This is a genomic window from Agrobacterium sp. CMT1 (assembly GCF_037203725.1).
Taxonomy (GTDB): domain Bacteria; phylum Pseudomonadota; class Alphaproteobacteria; order Rhizobiales; family Rhizobiaceae; genus Agrobacterium; species Agrobacterium pusense.
Genome location: NZ_JBBCAR010000018.1, coordinates 324,882 through 347,330, shown reverse-complemented (window position 1 = coordinate 347,330; position 22,449 = coordinate 324,882). Strand labels below are relative to the sequence as shown.

At 59.0% G+C, this 22,449-nt stretch carries 18 protein-coding genes; 5 read left to right on the top strand and 13 right to left on the bottom strand.

The window, feature by feature from the left end; genetic code table 11:
- Positions 1-11: 11 nt before the first annotated feature.
- The 4 genes from WA845_RS22800 (at position 12) to trxA (ending at position 7,877) form a co-directional block, all read left to right on the top strand.
- A complete protein-coding gene (locus tag WA845_RS22800) occupies positions 12-749 on the top strand; it encodes a nucleotidyltransferase family protein (RefSeq protein ID WP_112553021.1) in 738 nt (245 codons plus the stop codon).
- Positions 746-3,931, top strand: a complete 3,186-nt coding sequence (addB, locus tag WA845_RS22795; protein ID WP_112553023.1) for a double-strand break repair protein AddB — start codon at positions 746-748, stop codon at positions 3,929-3,931. The genes WA845_RS22800 and addB overlap by 4 nt, the downstream gene beginning before the upstream one ends.
- Positions 3,921-7,478, top strand: coding sequence for a double-strand break repair helicase AddA (gene addA, locus WA845_RS22790; protein WP_112553025.1), 3,558 nt, complete (start codon positions 3,921-3,923; stop codon positions 7,476-7,478). The genes addB and addA overlap by 11 nt, the downstream gene beginning before the upstream one ends.
- A gap of 78 nt (positions 7,479-7,556) precedes the next feature.
- A complete protein-coding gene (gene trxA, locus WA845_RS22785) occupies positions 7,557-7,877 on the top strand; it encodes a thioredoxin (protein ID WP_003516334.1) in 321 nt (106 codons plus the stop codon).
- A gap of 47 nt (positions 7,878-7,924) precedes the next feature.
- Here trxA and WA845_RS22780 read toward each other — a convergent pair whose 3' ends face one another.
- The 8 genes from WA845_RS22780 to WA845_RS22745 form a co-directional block, all read right to left on the bottom strand.
- A complete protein-coding gene (locus tag WA845_RS22780; protein ID WP_373887380.1) occupies positions 7,925-9,304 on the bottom strand; it encodes a bifunctional folylpolyglutamate synthase/dihydrofolate synthase in 1,380 nt (459 codons plus the stop codon).
- An 86-nt stretch (positions 9,305-9,390) separates the two neighbouring features.
- Positions 9,391-10,287: an acetyl-CoA carboxylase, carboxyltransferase subunit beta gene (gene accD, locus WA845_RS22775; protein ID WP_006700113.1), complete on the bottom strand. Its 897-nt coding sequence runs from the start codon at positions 10,285-10,287 to the stop codon at positions 9,391-9,393.
- 27 nt (positions 10,288-10,314) lie between these two features.
- Positions 10,315-11,154, bottom strand: coding sequence for a tryptophan synthase subunit alpha (gene trpA / locus WA845_RS22770; protein ID WP_004444282.1), 840 nt, complete (start codon positions 11,152-11,154; stop codon positions 10,315-10,317).
- Positions 11,155-11,158: 4 nt separating this feature from the next.
- Positions 11,159-12,379, bottom strand: coding sequence for a tryptophan synthase subunit beta (trpB, locus tag WA845_RS22765; RefSeq protein ID WP_004444279.1), 1,221 nt, complete (start codon positions 12,377-12,379; stop codon positions 11,159-11,161).
- A 1-nt stretch (position 12,380) separates the two neighbouring features.
- Complete coding sequence (locus WA845_RS22760; protein ID WP_004444276.1) at positions 12,381-13,043, bottom strand: phosphoribosylanthranilate isomerase; 663 nt, start codon at positions 13,041-13,043, stop codon at positions 12,381-12,383.
- 102 nt (positions 13,044-13,145) lie between these two features.
- Positions 13,146-13,913, bottom strand: a complete 768-nt coding sequence (locus tag WA845_RS22755; protein ID WP_112553027.1) for a M48 family metallopeptidase — start codon at positions 13,911-13,913, stop codon at positions 13,146-13,148.
- Positions 13,914-13,982: 69 nt separating this feature from the next.
- The gene (locus WA845_RS22750; RefSeq protein WP_337322585.1) at positions 13,983-15,215 is read right to left on the bottom strand and encodes a polyhydroxyalkanoate depolymerase; all 1,233 of its coding nucleotides are present in this window, start codon (positions 15,213-15,215) and stop codon (positions 13,983-13,985) included.
- Positions 15,216-15,338: 123 nt separating this feature from the next.
- The gene (locus tag WA845_RS22745) at positions 15,339-16,181 is read right to left on the bottom strand and encodes a fumarylacetoacetate hydrolase family protein (protein WP_112553032.1); all 843 of its coding nucleotides are present in this window, start codon (positions 16,179-16,181) and stop codon (positions 15,339-15,341) included.
- 128 nt (positions 16,182-16,309) lie between these two features.
- Here WA845_RS22745 and WA845_RS22740 point away from each other — a divergent pair, with 128 nt between their 5' ends.
- Positions 16,310-16,912 (top strand): nitroreductase family protein, encoded by a 603-nt coding sequence (locus WA845_RS22740; RefSeq protein ID WP_004444268.1) that lies wholly within the window; start codon positions 16,310-16,312, stop codon positions 16,910-16,912.
- Positions 16,913-17,016: 104 nt separating this feature from the next.
- Here the strand turns inward: WA845_RS22740 and gyrB are convergent, their stop codons facing one another.
- The 5 genes from gyrB to WA845_RS22715 all read right to left on the bottom strand — a co-directional run bounded on the left by gyrB (position 17,017) and on the right by WA845_RS22715 (position 22,344).
- A complete protein-coding gene (gyrB, locus tag WA845_RS22735) occupies positions 17,017-19,452 on the bottom strand; it encodes a DNA topoisomerase (ATP-hydrolyzing) subunit B (RefSeq protein ID WP_112553034.1) in 2,436 nt (811 codons plus the stop codon).
- 156 nt (positions 19,453-19,608) lie between these two features.
- Complete coding sequence (locus WA845_RS22730) at positions 19,609-19,974, bottom strand: helix-turn-helix domain-containing protein (protein ID WP_004444265.1); 366 nt, start codon at positions 19,972-19,974, stop codon at positions 19,609-19,611.
- Entirely contained in the window at positions 19,971-20,540 is a 570-nt protein-coding gene (locus WA845_RS22725; protein ID WP_004444262.1) for a Smr/MutS family protein, read from the bottom strand. Before WA845_RS22725 ends, WA845_RS22730 begins: the two co-directional genes overlap by 4 nt.
- Positions 20,537-21,649: an MltA domain-containing protein gene (gene mltA / locus WA845_RS22720; RefSeq protein ID WP_112553036.1), complete on the bottom strand. Its 1,113-nt coding sequence runs from the start codon at positions 21,647-21,649 to the stop codon at positions 20,537-20,539. The genes WA845_RS22725 and mltA overlap by 4 nt, the downstream gene beginning before the upstream one ends.
- Complete coding sequence (locus WA845_RS22715; RefSeq protein ID WP_004444258.1) at positions 21,646-22,344, bottom strand: Tim44/TimA family putative adaptor protein; 699 nt, start codon at positions 22,342-22,344, stop codon at positions 21,646-21,648. The genes mltA and WA845_RS22715 overlap by 4 nt, the downstream gene beginning before the upstream one ends.
- Positions 22,345-22,449: the final 105 nt, after the last annotated feature.

Genomic DNA, 22,449 nt, shown 5'->3' with positions numbered 1-22,449 from the left:
GGTTGACCACGATGACGATCACAAACGCGATGGTGCTGGCCGCCGGGCTCGGTACTCGGATGCGCCCGATCACCGATACGATCCCGAAGCCACTCGTACAGATCGCCGGCAAGCCAATGATCGATTATGTGCTCGACGCTCTTGTGGAAGCCGGTGCCGAAAGAATTGTCGTCAATGTGCACCACCACGCCGAGCAGATGGTCGCCCATCTTCAGCGCCGCGCCGATGCCGAAATCCTGATTTCCGACGAACGCTCCCAGCTGATGAATTCCGGCGGCGGTCTCGCCAAGGGTCTGAAGCTTCTGGAACCCGGCCCGGTCTTCGTCATGAATGCCGATCTCTTCTGGATCGGTGAGCAGCTGCACGTGGCCAGCAATCTGCGCAAGCTCGCACAGTTCTTCGATCCCGGTCGGATGGATATGGCGCTGCTCTGCGTCGACATGCATCGGACCACCGGCCACAATGGCAAGAGGGATTTCAACCTCGCCGCGGACGGAAGACTGACCCGCCATCGCGAGGGCGACACGAACCCCGTCGTCTATGCCGGCGCCATCGCCATGGACTCGCGGCTGCTTGACGACGCACCCGCGGACGCTTTCAACCTGAATATTTACTTCGATCGCGCGATTGAAAAGGCCCGGCTTTACGGGCTGCCGCTGGATGGTCACTGGATTACCGTCGGCACGCCGGACGCCATAGACGATGCTGAGAACATCATCCGGCAATTCAGGGAAAAACGCTCTGCATGACGGGCTCCCACCACGCAAAGCGCGTTCTGACGATCGCCGCGGGAACACCGTTCCTCAAAACGCTTGCGGAAACGCTGTGCGACGGAAGACTGGCGGCAGGCTATCGATATGACCCGGCCGATCCCCTGTCGCTTGCCAAGGTGACGATATATGTGCCGACGCGGCGTTCGGCCCGCGTGCTGCGCTCGGAATTCGTCGATCTTCTTGGCGGCCGTTCCGCCATTCTGCCGCTCATCCGGCCCCTTGGCGAAACGGATGACGACAGCGGTTTCTTCGATGTCGAAAACCCTGAAGTATTGGATCTCGCGCCGCCGATTTCCGGCACCGGCCGACTGATCGAACTCGCGCGTCTCATCCTTGCATGGCGCAACAGCCTGCCGGACGCCATCCGGGCGATCCATTCCGATTCGCCGCTGGTCGCCCCCGCCAGCCCGGCCGACGCGATATGGCTCGCGCGTGCGCTGGCAGAGGTGATCGACGCAATGGATACGGAAGAAAAAGATTGGGAAGCGCTTCAGCATCTCGATACCGGTGATCACGCTCAATGGTGGCAGCTCACGGCCGATTTTCTAAAGATCGCCAGCATCTTCTGGCCCGCCCGGCTCGCCGAACTCAACAGATCTTCGGCCGGACGGCACCGCAACGCCATCCTCCGGGCAGAAGCGAACCGAATTGCCACATTGCCGGACACCGGTCCGATCATCGTCGCTGGCTCGACAGGCTCCATTCCCGCCGCCGCCGATCTCATCGCCGCCGTTGCAGCTTTACCGCAAGGCGTGGTGGTGCTTCCGGGGCTTGATCTTGCCATGCCGGAAGAGCAATGGCAGGCGATCGCCGAGGACCCCACCGATCCTTCGAGCCGCACTCACTCGCAATACGGGCTTTATGTCCTGCTGCAGAAACTGGGCATCCTGCGTGACGATGTGGTTCCGATCGGTGTCCTCGATAACGATCTGGAAAAGCGCGCCGCGGTATTTTCGGCAGCGCTCGCGCCGGCCAAATCCACCAGTGACTGGAACCGATGGCGTGAAGACCGGGATTCCGCAATTTTTGACGATGCCTTTGCAGCGGCCACGCTGATTGAAGCTGCCAACGAGCGCGAAGAGGCCACCGCCATCGCAGTGGCACTCAGGCTTGCGCTCGAAGCACCAGCCTCGGGACGGCCTTCGCAGGCGGCCCTGATAACACCCGACCGCGGGCTGGCGCGGCGCGTGGCAACGGAGTTGCAACGCTTCGGCATCGAAGCCGACGATTCCGCCGGCACGCCGCTTTCGGCAACCGCCCAGGCCGGCCTCACGCAACTCGCGCTGGAGGCGATCCTGAGACCCGGAGACCCGGTGCCGATTATCTCCCTTCTGAAACACCCGCTCGCCCGTTTCGGGCTCTCGAGCGAAGCTTTCACCAGAGCTTCGAAGGCGCTTGAGCTGATTGCGCTGCGAGGCGGCCGCGTCGAAACTGAAGTGGGCAATCTGGAAACGGTTCTTGACACCCAACTCCTTGCGCAACGCGAGGACAGACATCCGCCCGCCTGGCGGCTGGCCCTGCCTGACGGAAGCGTTGACGCCGCGCGCGATCTGGCGCGACGGATTGCAATGGCCACAGAGCCGCTGCGCTCCGCCTTCGTCCGCCGCGACCGATCTGGCCGGGCCTTTACCGACAGGTTGCCTCTTTCCGACTGGGCGGAACGGACCGGCCGCGTGATGGAAGCCATCTGTGGGGATGAAAATACAGATCTTGCCGCTCTCTGGTCTGGCGAGGCCGGAGACAAGCTTTCCAGCCTCTTTGCCGAACTGATGGAAAGCGGAGATATTCTCGACGCGGACGGTCCGCAATGGATCGATATATTCGCGGCGCTTGTGGCAGGGGAATCAATCAAGCCAAGATCGATGCGTCATCCGCGCATCTTCATTTTCGGCGCGCTGGAAGCGCGGCTGCAAAGTGTCGATACGGTCATCATCGGCGGTCTCAATGAAGGCCTCTGGCCGGGCCAAACGGCGAATAATCCGTTTCTTTCCCGCACCATGAAGACTGCGATCGGGCTGGAGCCGCCGGAACGGCGTATCGGCCAGCTCGCGCATGACTTTGAGATGGCCAACGGCACGCGACACATTTTCTACACCCGGGCGCTCAGGCAGGGCTCCACGCCTGCCGTCGCCTCACGCTGGCTACAAAGGCTGCTGGCCTTGGGCGGCGAGGATTTTGCCAAGGTCCTTAAAAAACGTGGCGAGACATATCGCCATTGGGCGGGTCTGATGGATGAGAGCATCGAGCAGGAGGCGGCAAAGCGCCCTTCCCCGAAACCGCCGGCTGAATTGCAGCCGACGCGTTACTCCTTCAGCGAAGTGGGCCGCCTGCGCCGCGACCCCTATTCGATCTATGCGCGGCGCATTCTGAAGCTCGACGCGCTTGACCCGTTCAACCGCGACCCGAACGCAGCCGATCGTGGCACGCTCTACCACACGATCATCGAGCGCTATTCCCGTGAGGGGCACATTCCCGGTACGTCGGCCTCGCTTTCGGCCATGCAGCGCATTCTCGACGAATGTTTCGATGCTGAAAACCTGCCTCCCCATGTGGATGTGATCTGGCGGCCACGTTTTGCAGCGGTGGCGCGCGCCTTCATCGACTGGGAAAAAGAACGTCATCCATCCATTCGTCACAGCTTTTTCGAGGCGCGCGCGGGCCAGGAAATCGTCGAAGCAGGCATAAGGCTCACCGGCGTCGCCGACCGCATCGACATCAAGACAAACGGACAGGCGGATATTATCGACTACAAGACGGGGCTCGCGCCTTCCGTCAATCAGGCGCGCGCTCTGCTTGATCCACAGCTTGCGCTGGAGGCGGCGGCCTTGATGCGCGGCGCCTTCCGCGAAGCCGGTTCACCCACGCCTGAAAACCTCATCTATGTTCGCCTGCGGCCGGGCGAGCGTTTTTTCGCCGATCAGGTCAATAACGAACATTCCAGCCGAAGCGGGAAAAGACCGCCAAAATCGGCAATTGAGCTCGCGACGGAATCGATAGAACAGCTCACCAAATTCGTTCATTCGCTGCGCAACGGGGAAAACGGCTTCGCCTCGCGGCTGGTGCCGGAAGAACAGCAATCCTACGGCGGGGAATATGATCACCTCGCCCGCGTTTCGGAATGGTCGACGGCAGAACCGGGAGACGGCGATGACGATTGATCCCTTCGACGCCGGCCCCGCCGCCGACACACCTGAAAGCTGGATCGACTGGACCAGCGCCCGGCAGCGGCTTGCTTCCGATCCCGCCAGTTCCGCCTGGGTGTCGGCCAATGCCGGTTCCGGCAAGACCCACGTACTGACCCAGCGCGTCATCCGCCTGCTTCTGGCTGGCTGCCGGCCTTCGGCGATCCTCTGCCTCACCTATACCAAGGCTGCAGCGTCGGAAATGTCGAGCCGCGTCTTCGACCGTCTGGCGGAATGGGCTACTTTGCCGGATTCCGATCTCAGCGACCGCATCGCCGCCATCGAAGGCAAGGCGCCGGATCGCATCAAGCTCGCCGAAGCGCGCAGGCTCTTCGCCAAGGCGCTGGAAACGCCCGGCGGTTTGAAAATCCAGACGATCCACGCCTTCTGCGAGGCGCTGCTGCATCAGTTCCCGCTGGAAGCCAATGTCGCCGGCCATTTCTCCGTTCTCGACGACCGCGCCGCAACCACGCTGCTGGCTGAGGCGCGCCGTTCGCTCCTGACCGCTGTTTCGACGGAAAGCGATGCGGACCTGGCGCAGGCGCTGGCCTATGTTCTCGATCTCGCCGATGAAAGCGGGTTGGAAGCGCTGCTCTCCGCCATCATCGCCAATCGCAGTGCCTTGCGGGCCTTCCTTCTGAACGCCAAACAGTCAGGCGGCATCAATGCCCGGTTGCGGCAGGCGATGCAGATTGCAGATGGAGAGACCGAAGAAACTGCCGCGGCCGCTTTCTGGCCTCTGCCCGGCCTCTCCGGCCTCGCGCTCGATACGTATCTCACCCTTGCCGACGAGGTGGGTGGATCACGCGTCATTGATGTCGCCTATGCACTCAGGGAAGCAAAACGACAACCAGACCCCGTGCGGCGGATGGAATTCATCGAAGCCGCCCTGCTGACGGCCAAGGGTGAAAAGAAATCGGATGCCTATGTCATCAACAAGGGCATGCAGAAATCCGCCCCCGAACTTCTCGATGCGCTGACGCTGGCGCGGGACCATGTCGTTTCCTGCCGCAACCGTTATCGTCTGGTGCGAATGCTGGCGGCGACCAAATGCGCCCTTGTTCTGGCGGAAAGGCTGATCGGTGATTTCGAAGACCTGAAGAAACAGCGAAGCCAGCTCGATTTCGAAGACCTGATCGAGCGCGCGGCCAACCTCCTCAACCGCGATACGGCGGGTGCGTGGGTGCATTACAAGCTGGATCAGGGCATCGACCATATTCTGGTGGACGAAGCGCAGGATACGAGCCCCGTGCAATGGTCGATCATCCAGTCGCTTGCGGCGGATTTCTTCACTGGCGAGAGCGCCCGCATGGGGCGGCGTACGCTGTTTGCCGTGGGCGATGAAAAACAGTCGATCTATTCATTCCAGGGCGCGCGGCCGGAACGGTTTTCGCAGGAGCGCGAAGAGACCAAGAGACGGGTCGACTCGGTCGAACAGGCCTTTCACCGCATTCGCCTGCCGCTATCCTTCCGATCCACGGAGGATGTGCTGGCGGCTGTCGACCAGGTGTTTTCGGACCCGAATAACGCAAGCGGCCTCAGTGCCGATAACGAGCCGGTGGAGCACCGGTCCAACCGCGCTGGCCATCCCGGCACCGTGGAAGTGTGGGATATGGTGGCACCGGAAACCACCGAGGACGAAGAGGATTGGACAGCGCCCTTCGATGCGCTGCGGGAAAGCGCGCCGGCCACCATAATTGCCCACCGGATCGCCGCGCGCATCGCCGCTATGATCGGACGCGAGACCATCATCGAAAAAGGCGTGGAGCGCGCCATCGAACCGGGCGACATTCTGGTGCTCGTCAGAAAACGTCATGCCTTCGTCAATGCACTGACCCGGGAGCTGAAACGGCGCAAGAACATACCCGTCGCCGGCGCTGACCGCCTTCGTTTGACCGACCACATTGCCGTGCAGGACCTTCTGGCGCTCGGTCATTTCGTCGTCCTGCCCGAAGACGACCTTTCCCTTGCCGCACTTTTGAAAAGTCCACTCTTCAACCTGACGGAAGACGATGTTTTCGAAATTGCCGCCATGCGATCGGAAACGGAGAGCGTCTGGAAACGGCTGCAAATCATTGCGCAGGAAGAGAATAGCCATCTTTCCAGCGTTACCGCCAAGCTGGAAGGTTTTATCGCGCTTTCTAAAACGGCCACCGTGCATGATTTCTTCGCAGCGGTGCTTACACTGCATGACGGACGCAAAAAATTTCTCGGCAGGCTTGGCAACGAGGCAAGCGACGTTCTGGATGAATTCCTGTCCTTCGCGCTGGATCACGAAAGGACCGGCCTGCCCGGCCTGCAGGCCTTTCTCTCCGTTCTGGAAACTGACTCACCGGAGGTGAAGCGGGAGCAGGATAAGGATCGCGGCGAAGTGCGCATCATGACCGTGCACGCCTCCAAAGGGTTGGAAGCACCGGTCGTTTTTGTCGTCGATGGAGGTTCGAAGGCCTTCAATCACAGCCATGTGCCTAAACTGCGTTTTGTCGAAGCGGGTGAAGACGCCTTCCCGGTCTGGTTGCCCGGCAGCGGATTTTCAAACCACCTTATCCGATCAGATGAAGAGCGGCTGAAGACCGCCGCAGAAGATGAATATCGGCGGCTGCTTTATGTGGCCATGACGCGCGCCGCCGATCACCTCGTCGTCTGCGGTTATCGCGGCCAGAAGGAAAATCCCGAATGCTGGCATGCCATCGTCAAAAAGGCGCTTGCCAACAACGAAGACCATTGCAAGCCCCAGCTTTTCACGGCGGATGGTGAGGAATGGCAGGGGCTTGTCTGGCGCAAATCCGAACCGCGCTCGACACCTGTCCCACAAAGGCCGTCGGAAACGCCGCAGCAGGAAGACTATGCCCTTCCAGCGGGACTTCTTACCCCTTTGCCGGTCCTGCCCTCTCTACCGAGACCACTCAGCCCTTCCGGCGCGGGCACCATCATCGATGACGGTGCGGATGATCTCGCCGTGCGCTCACCACTGTTCGGGGAGAAAGCCGAGGTCTCTTCATTGGCGCTGCAGCGCGGACGGTTGGTGCATCGCATGCTTCAGGCGCTGCCCGATTTTCCGGAGGTCGAACGGGAAGAGGCGGCGCGCCGTTATGCTGAACGCGCGGCGCGGTTCTGGCCTGTTACCGAGCGCGAGCAATTGGTACGGGCCGTTTTGCGTGTCATGTCCGAACCCGCTGTGCAGCCGGCCTTCTCTGCCAACAGTCGCGCGGAAGTGTCGATCATGGGTACGATGGCCCTCGGCCGGCAGCAATATGCAGTCTCCGGCCGCATCGACCGGCTGGCGGTCGAAGGAGATCGCGTCATCCTGATCGATTACAAGACTAACCGAGTGCCGCCTCGTGAAGCGCGTGAAATTCCCTTCTCCCATACGGCGCAGCTCGCCATTTATCGTGAAATTCTGGCACCTCTTTATCCCGGCAAGGAATTTGTCTGTGCGCTGATTTATACGGAAAATGCTGCCTTTATAACGGTTGGCGACGATGCGATGAGAGAGGCCCTTGCCGCAATAAAGACAAAGTGAGATACCGGGGGCATTGAAATTTCGACGCGCCCGCATCACATCGATAGTGGAAAAGATTTACTGAAAGGAGAGCCAGATATGGCTACCGTAAAAGTCGATGCCGCCAACTTCCAGTCCGAAGTCCTTGAATCCTCCGAACCCGTCGTGGTGGATTTCTGGGCCGAATGGTGCGGCCCGTGCAAGATGATCGCGCCGAGCCTTGAGGAAATTTCCTCCGAGCTGGCCGGCAAGGTCAAGGTCGCAAAGCTGAATATCGACGAAAACCCGGAACTGGCCGCTCAGTTCGGCGTTCGCTCCATCCCGACGCTCGCCATTTTCAAAAGCGGTGAAGTGGCTGACATCAAGGTTGGCGCTGCTCCCAAGACAGCGCTTTCGGCCTGGATTTCCGGCGCCGCATAAGCAATATCAACGGAATGAAAAAAGCCCGGCATCGCTGCCGGGCTTTTTTATTGCGGAACCGTGCCGTTGAGGGCAAGTGCATTGCCAGCAAGGTAAAGCGAACCGCCGATCAGGATGCGCGGCGCCGGTCCTTCAGGGTCGAAGCGGCGCGACAACTCTTCCAGGGCATGTGTCAGAGACGATGTTGGCGCTGCAACGAGGCCAGCATCGAAGGCGGCATGGGCGAGTACCACAGGGTCGATCGCGGCATCCGTGCCACCGATCGGCACGGTAAAGACATATTCGGCGATATCGGCGAAGGCCTTGAAATAGCCCACCGGATCCTTGGTGTTGATGAGGCCGGCAATGATGAAGAGCGGCCGCGGCGTCTTTTCCTCAAAGCCCGCCATTGCCTCTGCAATCACTTCACCCGCACCGGGGTTATGGCCACCGTCGATCCAGATTTCCGCATCTTTCGGTGCCATTTCAGCGATTTTTCCAGTCAGGATGCGCTGAAGACGACCGGGCCATTCCACCGTGGTCATGGCCTTTTCGATCATCCGCTCCGTCACCTCAAAACCGGCAGCCTTGACGGCGCGGATCGCGGCGGCGGCATTTGCAAGCTGGTGACGGCCCGGGAGCCGTGGCAGCGGCGCATCCGTCAGTCCGAACTCGTCCTGATAGACCATGCGGCCGAATTCTTCATGGGCGGAAAAATCCTGGCCATAGACGGACGCCGGGCAACCGAGACGCTCCGCCGTGGCGACAAGTGTTTCGAGCGCCGCATCATATTCCTGATGGCCAATGACGACGGGTGAGCCCTTTTTCATGATTCCCGCCTTTTCGGCGGCAATCAGTTCCACGCGATCGCCGAGATAAGCCTGGTGATCAAGCGAAATCGGCATGATGACGGAAACCGCCGGGTTATTGATGACATTGGTCGCATCGAAACGGCCGCCCAAGCCAACCTCAACGATCGCGGCATCGGCGGGCTGTTCCGCAAAAAGCACGAACATAGCCGCAGTCAGGATTTCGAAAACCGTGATTGTCTGACCTGCGTTGGCAGTTTCAATGCGGCGCAGCGCGTCCGCAAATATCTCGTCTTTGACGTAACGGCCTTTATCGCCCGCCACGCCTATACGGTATCGTTCGTGCCAATTTACCAGATGCGGTGAGGTGTGAACGTGGACGGAGAGTCCTGCAGCCTCGAGGAGGGCACGGCAAAAGGCAGTAACCGAACCCTTGCCATTGGTGCCGGCTACATGGATCACCGGTGGCATTCTGTTTTGTGGATTGCCGAGTTTTTCGAGAAGACGGGAAATTCTGTCGAGTGAAAGATCAAAGCCCTTGGGGTGGAGCTGCATCAGCTCTTCAATGATCTTTTCTGCCTCACCGATCGCGGGCTTCGTCATGTCTTCCGTTCGCCTTTCAGGCGTTTTGCTTGTCATTTGTCCGCCGCCCCAAAAATGAAATCAGGCAACGTATAACATCATCCCGGAGGCAATTTATGCCTCCGGGCGACATATTTTTTTTCTCAGGCCGAAACGGCCAGGGGGACGACGGCGTTTGCGTTGTCAGCGGGCGCCTTGGTCATGATTTTGAGCAGATTAGCCAGCGTGTCCGGGATTTCGCGACGATCAATGACCATATCCACCATGCCGTGCTCCAGCAGGTATTCCGAGGTCTGGAAGCCTTCCGGCAGCTTTTCGCGAATGGTCTGCTCGATGACGCGCTTGCCGGCGAAGCAGATTTCAGCGCCCGGTTCGGCAATATGCACGTCGCCGAGCATGGCATAGGAGGCCGTGACACCGCCTGTGGTCGGGTTCGTCAGAACCACGATGTAAGGCATGCCAGCTTCCTTCAGCATGTTTACCGCAACCGTGGTGCGGGGCAGCTGCATCAGAGAAAGAATGCCTTCCTGCATGCGGGCGCCACCGGAGGCCGGGAACATGACAAGCGGGCAGCGCTCGGAAATGGCGCGCTCAAAGGCCTTGACGATGGCTTCACCGGCGGCGATGCCGAGCGAACCGCCCATGAACTGGAATTCATGCACGACGGCGACGATCTTCAGACCCTTCAGCAGGCCAACGCCGGCGAGGATCGTATCTTCCTGCTCGGTCTTCGCGCGGCTATCACGCAGGCGATCGGTGTATTTCTTGGAATCGCGGAACTTCAGTGGGTCCTGCGCCACCTTCGGCTGCGGCAGAGCCTCATAAACGCCGCCATCGAAAAGATCCGCAAGACGCGCCTTGGCCGGCATCTTCATATGATAGCCGGAGGCCGGAATGACCCACTTGTTGTCTTCCAGATCCTTGTGGAAGACCATTTCGCCCGTTTCCGGGCACTTGATCCACAGGTTTTCCGGAACCTCCGGGCGGCGGCCGAGCATGGAATTGATCCGCGGCCGAACGTAATTGGTGATCCAGTTCAACTGTCTACTCCTGACTGGGCCGCGCGCTTATTCTGCAGCGGCGAGGCGCGATGCACGTACGCCCGTTGAAAGTCCTTTTACCAGCGTCGTAACCGCCGGCACGGTGTCTGCGGTTGCCTGTCCATCCTTGGTCAGGCTGCCGGCAATCTGGTTGACGATGGCGGAACCCACCACCACACCGTCCGCCACGGCACCGATTGCCTTGGCATGATCAGCCGTCTTGACACCGAAACCGACACAGACCGGCAGTTCCGTATGCGCCTTGATACGACCGACAGCGCCCGAGATCAACGACGGATCGGGAAGCGCTGAACCGGTGATACCATTCATCGAGACGTAATACACGAAACCTGAGGTATTTTTAAGGACGGTCGGCAGGCGTTTGCCATCGGTGGTCGGCGTTGCAAGACGGATGAAGTTGATGCCGCGCGCAAGCGCCGGAATGCAGAGCTCATCATCCATTTCCGGTGGCAGATCGACCACGATCAGGCCATCGATGCCTGCCGCCAGTGCGTCGTCGAGAAATTTTTCGACACCATATATGTAAATCGGGTTGTAGTAGCCCATCATCACAATCGGCGTTGCATCGTCTTCCTTGCGGAACTCCCGAGCAAGATCGAGCGTGGTTTTCAGCGTCTGTCCGCCCTTCAGCGCGCGCTGGCCAGCGAGCTGAATGGCCGGGCCGTCCGCCATGGGGTCGGAAAACGGCATACCGAGTTCGATAACGTCGGCACCGGCTTCCGGCAGCGCCTTCATGATGCCAAGCGAGGTCTGGAAATCCGGGTCGCCGCCCATGAAATAGGTAATCAGGGCCGGGCGATTTTCCGCGCGCAGATCGGCGAAGCGCTTGTCCATACGTGCAGTCATGATCTTATACATCCATTCCAAGGAACTTGCTGACGGTGTGGACATCCTTGTCGCCGCGGCCGGAGAGATTCATCAGGATGATCTCGTCCTTGCCCATTTTCGGCGCACGCTTGATGACCTCGGCCAATGCATGGCTCGGCTCCAGAGCCGGAATGATGCCTTCAAGGCGGGTCAGCATCTGGAAGGCATCCAGCGCCTCATGGTCCATGATCGGCACATATTCGACGCGGCCGATGTCGTTCAGCCAGGAATGTTCAGGGCCGATACCGGGATAATCGAGGCCTGCGGAGATCGAATGGCCTTCCTTGATCTGACCATCCGCATCCTGCAGCAGATAGGTGCGGTTGCCGTGCAGCACGCCCGGCGAACCGGCAGTGATTGAAGCGCAATGCTCTTCGCCCGAAAGGCCCTTTCCACCCGCCTCGACGCCGACGATGCGGACGCTCTTGTCATCAAGGAAAGGATGGAAGATGCCGATGGCGTTCGAGCCGCCGCCAACTGCCGCAATGACCATATCCGGCAGACGGCCTTCCGCTTCCAGCATCTGCGCCTTGGCTTCCTCGCCGATAACGGCCTGGAAATCGCGGACCATTTCCGGATAGGGGTGTGGGCCAGCGGCAGTACCGATCAGGTAATAAGTGTCGTCGACATTGGTGACCCAGTCACGCAGTGCCTCGTTCATGGCATCCTTCAGCGTGCCGTGGCCGGCCGTGACCGGCTTTACCTCGGCACCGAGAAGCTTCATACGGAACACGTTCGGGGCCTGACGCGCAACGTCCGTCGCGCCCATGTAAACGACGCACGGCAGGCCGAAGCGCGCCGCAACGGTCGCCGAGGCAACGCCGTGCTGGCCGGCACCGGTCTCCGCGATGATGCGGGTCTTTCCCATGCGCTTGGCAAGCAGGATCTGGCCGAGGCAATTGTTGATCTTGTGTGAACCCGTGTGGTTCAGTTCTTCGCGCTTGAAATAAATCTTCGCGCCGCCGAGTTCCGCCGTCAGGCGCTCCGCGAAATAAAGCGGGCTTGGACGACCGGTATAGTGTGCGCCGAGATGCTTGAGTTCAGCCTGAAACTCGGGATCGGTCTTGGCCTTGTCCCATTCCGCCTGCAAATCCAGAATGAGTGGCATCAGCGTTTCAGCAACGAAGCGACCTCCGTAAATGCCGAAACGTCCGTCCTCATCAGGACCAGCGCGAAAAGAATTGGGTGTTGGCGCGTCGTTCACTTCAAGCTCCCTTTGGGCCTTTCGACCAATCATTCACCACATCGAAAAAAGCGTCGATCATGGACAGATCCTTGACGCCCGGCGCGCTTTCGACGCCAGATGACAAATCTAGTCCGCTCGCCCGGGTTTCTGCCAGAGCCTCGGCGACATTGTCCTTGTTCAGCCCCCCGGAAAGCATGTAATCGATGCTTCCGTCAAGGGAGCGCAGGATGGTCCAGTCGAAGGAAACACCGTTGCCGCCCGGAAGCTCCGAACCAGCGGGCGCCTTGGCATCCAGCAGAAAACGATCGGCTATCCCGTTATAAGGACCAATTTTGGCAAGATCAGCGGCATCGCGAATGGAAATCGCCTTCATGACCGGCAGGCCGTAAAGCGCCTTGATGGTCAACAGCCGCTCCGGGCTTTCACTGCCGTGCAGCTGCAGAATGTCAGGTTTTACAAGATCGACGATTTCATCGAGATAATCATTATCGGCATTGACGGTGACGGCGACCACCTTGGCTGCGCCACGGGCGGCTTCGGCCAGCTTACCGGCTAAATCGGGCTCGATGTTGCGTGGACTTTTTTCAAAGAAAATAAAACCGACATGCGACGCGCCGCGCCTGATGGCGCGCTCCAGCGCTTCCGGTGTCTTCAATCCGCAAATCTTGATATCCGGTTTCATATCCGCGACCTGACACGAAATGCGACGAGAGTCGAGCCAAATCGCATCCGTTATTGATGGAATGTTTCACGTGAATCCAGATGGCGATCGACGCCCTAAGTTTCAATCGAAATCGATGGCGTGGAGTTTGGAGCCATTATGTTTCAGCCAGTCCTTGGCTTCATCGGTGTGCAGGCAGAGTTTTTCGCACAAAGCCCAGAATTTCGGTCCGTGGTTCATTTCCCTCAAATGCGCGACCTCGTGGGCGGCGAGATAATCGATGACCTTTTCCGGAGCCATGACTATGCGCCAGGAAAAGCTCAGGTTTCCATCATGGGAACAGGAACCCCAGCGGCTGCGTGTATCCTTCATGCTGATCGATCGCACCGGCCGGCCGGCCGCTCTGGCATGAACGGCCACAAGCCGCTCCAGGTCGGCCTTCGCCTCCTTTTTCAGGAAGGCCGCTATCCGCCGTCTCAGATGCTCGGGCGCGCCGCTGACTTTTAGAACGGGCGTGCCATCAGCGTCTTTCGCGACATGCGTCAGGCCGCGCAGGCTGCCCGTATGGTCAATACGGTGGGCTATGCCCCTGATATCGATGGTCGTGCCGGAACGCAGACCGTCATCAGGACTGAACTTCGGAAGTTTGCCTTCCAGCCAGCCCTGATGTCTCTCGAGAAAATCATCCACCTGGCGATGATGCAGACCCATCGGGATCGTCAGCTTCAGCGCCCGGCCGCCCGGCTCGATGCGCAAGGTAATGCGCGTCGCCCGCGGGTTCTCCCTGACCGTGATCGGCACCTGCCGGCCTGCCACCGAGACGGTGCGCTGGCTCGGCACGACCTTCTTTGGCGCCGGGGACTTCAGGGATTTTCTGAGAAGCGAAAACATGAAGCCTTCATAACCGATTCGTCCATCCCTTGGCCACGCAAATGCGCGGCGTCACCTACCGTTCTGCCGTTAGGTCGTCTTGTGTTTGGCAATGAAATCCAGCATACGCGGCACGATTTCCTTGCGGAAGCGCGAACCGTTGAAGACACCGTAATGCCCTACATCCGGCTGCATGTAGTGCGCGCGTTTATCTTCAGGGATGTTACGGCAGAGATCGTGCGCTGCCTTTGTCTGGCCGACACCGGAAATATCGTCATTCTCCCCTTCGACAGTGAATAATGCGACCTTGCGGATGGCCGCGGGATCGACCGCCCTGCCCCGATGCAGCATTTTTCCCTTTGGAAGCGCATGGTCGATGAAGACGGTTTCCACCGTCTGCAGATAAAATTCCGCCGTCAGGTCCATGACGGCCAGATATTCATCGTAAAATTCGCGGTGTTTTTCGGCGGAATCGCCATCATTCTTGACCAGGTTCAGGTAAAAATCCTTGTGCGCCGTCATGTGCTTGTCGAGGTTCATGGACATGAAGCCCGACAGCTGCAGAAAACCCGGATAGACGTTGCGCCCAAAGGCCGGCTGCGGCCACGGCACCTGCATGACCACATTGTCGCGGAACCATTCGATCGGCTTGGCCTTCGCGAGACCGTTGACGGCGGTGGGGTTGATGCGCGTATCGATCGGTCCGCCCATCAGCGTCATGGAAGCGGGTGCAAACGCATCACCATCCGCCTCCATTAGCGAAACGGCGGCCAAAACCGGCACGGATGGCTGACAGACAGCAACCACATGTGCGCCCGGCCCGATCTCGTGCAGCATCTCGATGATATAGCTGATATAATCGTCGAGATCGAAAGTTCCTTCGCTCACCGGCACCGTACGGGCATCGGCCCAATCGGTGATATAGATATCCGCAGATGGCAGCAGGGCCTCCACTGTCCCCCGCAACAGGGTGGCGTAGTGACCGGACATCGGAGCCACCAGCAGTATCTTCGGATCGGACTGACGGGGCGTATCGAACTCTCTTTCGAAATGAAGAAGATTGCAAAACGGACGAGACCAGACGACCTCTTGAACAACATTTATGCTCTGGCCATCGACAATCGTGTTGCCGAGACCGAATTCCGGCTTCGCATAACGGCGCGTCAGCCGTTCGAAAACCTCGAAACCGGCATCGAGGCTTCTGCCGAAGGCCGTACTGGACAGCGGATTAAGAGGATTGTTGCAGGCCTGGCGCATCATATCGGCACCGGCACGCAGCGGTGCCATGGCCGCATGGTTCATTTCATAGAGGTGGTAGAACACTGATGACGCCTCCCTCGCGATCACGCTCTTTTTTTCAACCATAGCAGCTTTTCGCAGGTGCACAAAATCGAAGGCGCCGGCGGTTTCCCGCCAGCGCCTCACTTTCCGTTGAACGCCGTTTAATCAGATGTCGGCGACGAAGGTCTGCTTCTGGGAACCGAGACCCTCGATACCGAGTTCCACGACATCGCCAGCCTTCAGGTAACGCGGCGGCTTCAGGCCCATGCCGACGCCGGGAGGCGTGCCGGTGGAAATGACATCGCCGGGGTGCAGCGACATGAACTGGCTGAGATAGGAGACAACGTGGGCCACGCCGTAAACCATGGTCTTGCTGGAACCGTCCTGCATGGTCTGGCCGTTGACCTGCAGCCACATGCCGAGGTTCTGCGGATCGGTGATTTCGTCCTTCGTCACCAGCCACGGGCCGATGGGGCCGAAAGTGTCGCAGGACTTGCCCTTGGTCCACTGGCCCGCGCGCTCCGTCTGGAAGGCGCGCTCGGAAACATCGTGCGAAACGCAATAACCGGCGACATAATCGAGAGCATCCGCTTCGGAGACATATTTGGCGGTCTTGCCGATGACGACGCCAAGCTCGACTTCCCAGTCGGTCTTTTCCGAACCGCGCGGAATGGTGACGTTGTCGTTCGGACCAACAATGGCCGAGGTGGCCTTCATGAAAATGACCGGTTCCGGCGGTACGGTGGCACCCGTTTCAGCGGCATGGTCGGAGAAGTTAAGGCCGATGCAGATGAATTTCCCGGTTCCCGCAACGCAGGCGCCGATGCGCTCTTCGTTCAGCACCGGAAGTGTGCCGACATCGATCGCGGCGATCTTCTTGAGGCCCTCGGGAGAAATGGCTTCGCCGCCGATATCTTTGACATGGGCGGACAGATCGCGGACTTTTCCTTCCGCGTCGAGGATTGCAGGTTTTTCCTGGCCGGGTTGGCCGACACGCATCAATTTCATGGAACTCTCTCCCGGTTGTCAGACAAGGTGATGCATATATGAACGATGCATTCATACTTGTCACCCCTTGACTGTGCCAAGTTTCGAAAAATACCTTTTCCTTCCCGTCAATCAAAAGGACATGGCCCGTGACGAACAGCAATAACCGGCAATCAGAATACCCCGTTGATCCCCTCTTCCTCGATCGCTGGTCTCCGCGCGCCTTCGATGGTCACGCCATGCCGGCGCAGCATCTGATGACCATTCTGGATGCGGCGCACTGGGCGCCCTCCGCCTCCAATCATCAGCCGTGGCGGTTTGTCTATGCACACAAGGATAGTAAAGACTGGCCGCTCTTCGTGGAACTGCTGATGGAGGGAAACCAGCGCTGGGCAAAAAACGCCTCCGTGCTGCTTTTCGTCATTTCCCGAGACCACAATATCTCGCACGACGGCGAGAAGAAACCGTCAACAACCCATTCCTTCGATGCCGGCGCCGCCTGGTTTTCACTTGCCATGCAGGCGCACCTGCTCGGTTACCATGCGCACGGCATGGCCGGCATATTCAAGGACAAGATCGTCGAAAAACTGAATATACCGGAAGGCTACAAGGTGGAGGCAGGGGTCGCCATCGGCACGCTCACCGACAAGTCCGTTCTTCCTGATGATCTGGCGGAACGGGAGGTGCCAAGCAAACGCCTGCCCCTTTCCGATGTTGCCTTTGAAGGTCGCTTCACCGGCAAGGCTGACTGATCTCCATTATCCGCATAAAATCAAAAGGCCCGGCGGAGATTACCGCCGGGCCTTTTGTTAAAGTTTCGTTTCACGTGAATCGTTACGCGAAACATTCCCCAAATTTAAATATCCAGGTTAGCGACGCTGAGTGCATTTTCCTGGATGAAGTCGCGGCGTGGTTCGACTTCGTCACCCATGAGGCGGGCAAACAGGCCGTCGGCATCAGTCGCGTCACTTACTCTTACCTGCAGCAGCGAGCGAACGTTGGCATCGAGTGTGGTTTCCCAAAGCTGCTCGGCATTCATTTCGCCAAGACCCTTGTAGCGCTGCATGGAGAGACCCTTGCGTCCGGCAGCGAAAATCGCATCCAGAAGCGCGCGCGGGCCGGCCAGCTCCATCGTGCCATCCTTGCGTTGCAGAACCGGTGGCGTGGCGTAGATATCACGCGTGCGGGATGCAAGCTGGTCGATGTGCCGGGCATCGGCAGAACCGAGCAGGCCCATATCCAGCGTCGAGACTTCCTTGACGCCGCGCACCATGCGTTCGAAGCGCAAACCGCCGTCTTGCAGCACAGTGCCGGACCAGCCGCGTTCGGTCTCTTCAGCAATCATGTCGAGACGCCGGGCCACTTCGGCAACAGTTTCCTCCGCACGCGCTGCGTCGGCGGAAAGCTCCGGGTTGAGTGCGCCGGCAATGGCCGCCTGCTCCACGATGGAACGGCTGTAGCGGGAATGCAGCCCGTCGATCAACGAGCGCATGCGCAGCGCATCCAGAATGACTTCGCGAAGATCGGCGCCAACACGCACTTCGCCAGAGCCGAGCGTCAAAGATGCTTCCTCGATACCCATGGAAATCAGGTACTCTTCCAGAGCTTTCTCGTCCTTCAGGTACTGAACGGATTTACCGCGCGTCACCTTATAAAGCGGCGGCTGGGCGATATAGAGATGGCCGCGTTCGATCAGTTCCGGCATCTGGCGGAAGAAGAAGGTCAACAGCAGTGTACGGATGTGGGCGCCATCGACGTCAGCATCCGTCATGATGATGATCTTATGGTAACGCAGCTTATCGGCGTTGAACTCGTCCTTGCCGATGGAGGTGCCGAGCGCCGTAATCAGCGTGCCGATTTCCTGGCTGGACAACATCTTGTCGAAACGGGCGCGTTCGACATTGAGGATCTTGCCGCGCAGTGGCAGGATCGCCTGGGTTTCGCGCGAGCGGCCCTGCTTGGCCGAACCGCCGGCGGAGTCACCCTCGACGAGGAACAGTTCTGATTTTGCCGGATCGCGCTCGGAGCAGTCGGCGAGCTTGCCGGGCAGAGAGGCAATATCGAGCGCACCTTTGCGGCGTGTCAATTCGCGCGCCTTGCGGGCGGCTTCTCGGGCGACAGCGGCTTCAACCACCTTGCCGACAAGGATTCTCGCGTCGGATGGATGTTCTTCGAGCCAGGTGGAGAGTGCTTCGTTGACGAGGCTTTCGACAACCGGACGCACTTCAGACGACACAAGCTTGTCTTTCGTCTGCGACGAAAACTTGGGGTCTGGCACCTTGACGGAAAGGATGGCCGTCAGACCTTCACGGCAGTCCTCACCCTGAAGGCTTACCTTTTCCTTTTTCAGGATGCCGGAGGTTTCGGCATAGGAGGTGACCTGGCGGGTCAGCGCGGCGCGGAAACCTGCCATATGGGTGCCACCATCGCGCTGCGGAATGTTGTTGGTGAAGCAAAGCACGTTCTCGTGGTAGCTGTCGTTCCACCAGAGTGCGACCTCAACCGTAATGCCGTCCTTTTCACCCTTGATGGCGACCGGCTTATCAACCAGCGGCTTCTTGGCGCGGTCGAGATAACGGACGAAGGCCTCGAGGCCACCATCATACAGCAGTTCTTCCTGCTTGACGTCGGAATGGCGCTTGTCGGTGAGCAGGATGCGCACGCCGGAGTTCAGGAATGCGAGTTCGCGCAGGCGATGCTCCAGCGTTCCATAATCATAGTCGGTCATGGTGAAGGTTTCAGGGCTTGCTAGGAAGGTGACTTCCGTGCCCGAACGGCCTTCATATTCGCCGATAACGGAAAGCGGCGCGTCGGCGATACCATGAGTAAAGCCAATCTCGTGCACCTTGCCATTGCGGCGGATGCGGAGCTTCAGCCAGACGGAGAGCGCGTTGACCACCGAAACGCCGACACCGTGCAGACCGCCCGACACCTTGTAAGAATTCTGGTCGAACTTCCCGCCCGCATGCAGCTGGGTCATGATGACCTCGGCGGCAGAAACGCCCTCGGAGGAATGGATGTCAGTCGGAATGCCGCGTCCGTTATCGGTCACCGTCACGGAGCCGTCGGCATTCAGGGTCACCGTCACCAGGTCGGCGTGGCCCGCAAGCGCCTCATCGATGGCGTTGTCGACGACTTCGTAGACCATGTGATGTAGGCCGGAACCGTCATCGGTATCGCCGATATACATGCCGGGCCGTTTGCGCACGGCATCAAGGCCCTTGAGGACCTTGATCGAATCGGCTCCATATTCCGCGTTCGCGCCGACTTCGCTTGACGATGTTTCGGTCATAAGTACTCTTTCCAAAGTTTTCCTGGCCAGGTTTCCAGTGAGAGGGCCTGAAGCCAGCGAATCACTCAAATCCGACATGCGACTATAGAAATTCTATACCCAATCCCAAAGGCCGCATGCTTCAGGATGCTGCATAAAGCAGGGGATAGAGGGGTTTCAATCGCAAGAACGGCTTTTTTGCAGCACGGCTGACAGTTCCTCTACCACACTCGGCGGCAGCTTGCGAATATCCCGTGCCAACCGGTTGGCGAAAGCCGTATATTGCGGCGGCAGGCCGACTGTGTCGATCACCACCTTCGGGTCGGATGAGCCGGCAAGGAAGAACAGTTCCTCGGCCTCGTCCCAGATGATGTTGAAATATCCGGCAATGCGCTGGAGGAGATCGAAGCTCGGCTTGCCGCGCTTGCCATGCTCAAGCGCTGAAAGGTAGGCCGGAGAGACGCCAATGGCGGCGGCCATTTGCTTCTGCGTCACACCCTTGCGCTCACGAAGCTGCCGCACGGCCAGCGCAAAGGGCGTCATGACTTTTCACCTCGCCGGCGCGAAAGCCGCACATAAAGCGCGCCATCGCCGCCGTGATTGGCCGACGCATCCTCATAGGAGGAAATCAGGTGGCGATATTCGGGTTTGGAAAACCACATGGGCACCGCCCTTTTCAAAGCCCCGTCACTGCCAATCGATCGACCTTTGCCGGTAATGACCAGCACATGTCTTAGACCCCGCTCATGTGCGCGCAACAGAAAATCGAGCAGTACGGCGTGGGCCTCGCTCTGGAACATGCCATGCAGATCGATCCGTCCTTCCAATGGCAGGCGGCCGCGGGTCAGCTTACGCTTGACCGGTTTTTCCATCGGCTGGTGGATTTTCGGCTTTTTATCCGGAGCTGGAGGTGGCGGCTCAGCCGGCTCCGCAAGGATGCGCGGAAAGGTGTCTTTACCGGTCAGAGAAACATCTGGTTCCCCCGCAGGGTCCTCCACGTCATCGAAAGCCAGCAAGTCTTCGAGCCTGCCGGAGATCGGCCGCGTGGTTTTTGCGACCTTTCCCCACAGAACGCGTTCTTCCTTGCCGAGCTTGCGACTGTTCTTCATCGCCGATACCTCTGCGCAGCAACCCGCGGTATCAGTATATAAAAATCTGCCTCATTGCGCACCGTGCCGGCAAGTTCTCCGGCTTCGAAACTCGAACCGGTAAAGATATCGCCGCGGGCGGGGCCAATGATGGCCGACCCGGTATCGAGCGCCAGCATCAGCCGCGCAAAAGGCTTTCCATCATCGAGATGGGTAAGCGACGGCGAATGGATGAAAAAGGGAAGCCCGAACGTGTGGATGAGCCTGTCCACAGCAAGCGAGCGCCCAGCGACGAGCGGTACTTTTGCGGCGGCGACCGGTCCCATATCCTCGTCGGCAACATCCGCCTCCCGGAAAAAAATGTAGGAGCGGTTATGCCATAGTACTCCATCCACCTGGTCGGGATGGTCAGCGAGCCACTTGCGGATCGTCTGCATCGACACGGTTTTCGGATCGAGTTCTCCGCGATCGAGAAGCAGACGTCCGATCGGTGAAAAAGCATGGCCTGCCTTGGCCGCATAGGTAATGCGCTTTATCGCACCACCGGGAAAAACCAGACGTGCCGCGCCCTGCACATGGACAAAAAACAGATCTACCTTCGATTTCGCCCAGGCGATCTCAAGTCCCCTGCCCTCCAGATAGCCTTCATCGATCGCGCGGCGATCGGGGAAGCAAGAAATCCCGTCTTCATCCTGCCTGCCGAAAGCATAGGATGTATCGAAGCCGACGGGCCGATTGGTATCGTCGATATCCACCAATTCGGGTGGTCGGCGGTAAATGGGATAACGCCAGATGTCGTCAGGTTCAGACGAGACTTCCAGTTCAGGCTCGTAGAAGGCGGTCACAAAACCGCTTTTTCCCTGCGACGGAAAAATCCTGAAAGGCACACAGTTGGTTTCAAAGAACCGGCGCGCCTGTTCGGGACTGTCTGCCTCGCATTTCTCAGCGACCTCCAGCAGCGAAACCAGTTCCGCCGCCGTGACGCCGAGTGCGCCAGTGCGATAGGGTTTTGCGCTCCGAAGATGCGACAGAATTGCGGTCATCGCCGGAAAAAGGCTAGCGGGATCGTCTTGCCGCCACCCCGGCAGGTCGCTGAAAGAAACTTCTTCGATCGAAAAGGGCGCGGTCATTGCTCGGATTCGGTGGCGATCAGCTTCCAGTTCGGATCGCGTGAGCGGATATCGCGCGAGAAGGTCCAGATGTCATCCACCTCCGCAACCGCATCCGGATCACCATCGACCAGCTTGCCATCCTTGTCATAGGTCGCCGAGATGAGCTGGCTGACGATCCGGAGCGTTATCTGCACCTCGGAATCGCGAATACCCGCCTGGGTGATATCGGCTTTCTCAATGCCAACAAAAGTCGATTTCACCACCTCGCCGCGGCCTTCCCTTTCGGAAATCGCTGCGTCGAAACCTTCAAACACCTCTTTGGACAGCAGGTTCTTGAGCGTCTTGCGGTCGCCATCGGCAAAACCCATCACGATCATCTCGTAGGCCATGCGGGCACCGTTCAGGAATTCCTTCGGGCGGAAGGACGGATCCTTCGTCATCACCTCACGCAGGGAGGCATTGAGTGCGCTGTCTGCAGGCGCCAGTGCATCCACCTCGGCGAAGCGGTTTTCATCTTCCGCCTCGGCGCGCTTCGGCAGTGTCACGACCTTGTTATCATCCGTGACGGGACCCTTCGCGACATCGCGCGGGCTATAAGGATCAAAAGGCGGCTTTTCATTGCCCGTGCGACGACCAAGGACGCTGCGCAGCTGAAAGAAGATCAGCACCGCTGCAACGAGAAAAAACAATGTGATAAAGTCGCTGAAGCCCATCTTTTACCAAAACCGCCATTTAAATTCGAAAACCACACCATCATATAGTCTGCATCTTACCATCATTCAAATATGCAGATTCAATCATCGGTGTCCCGGGAACCG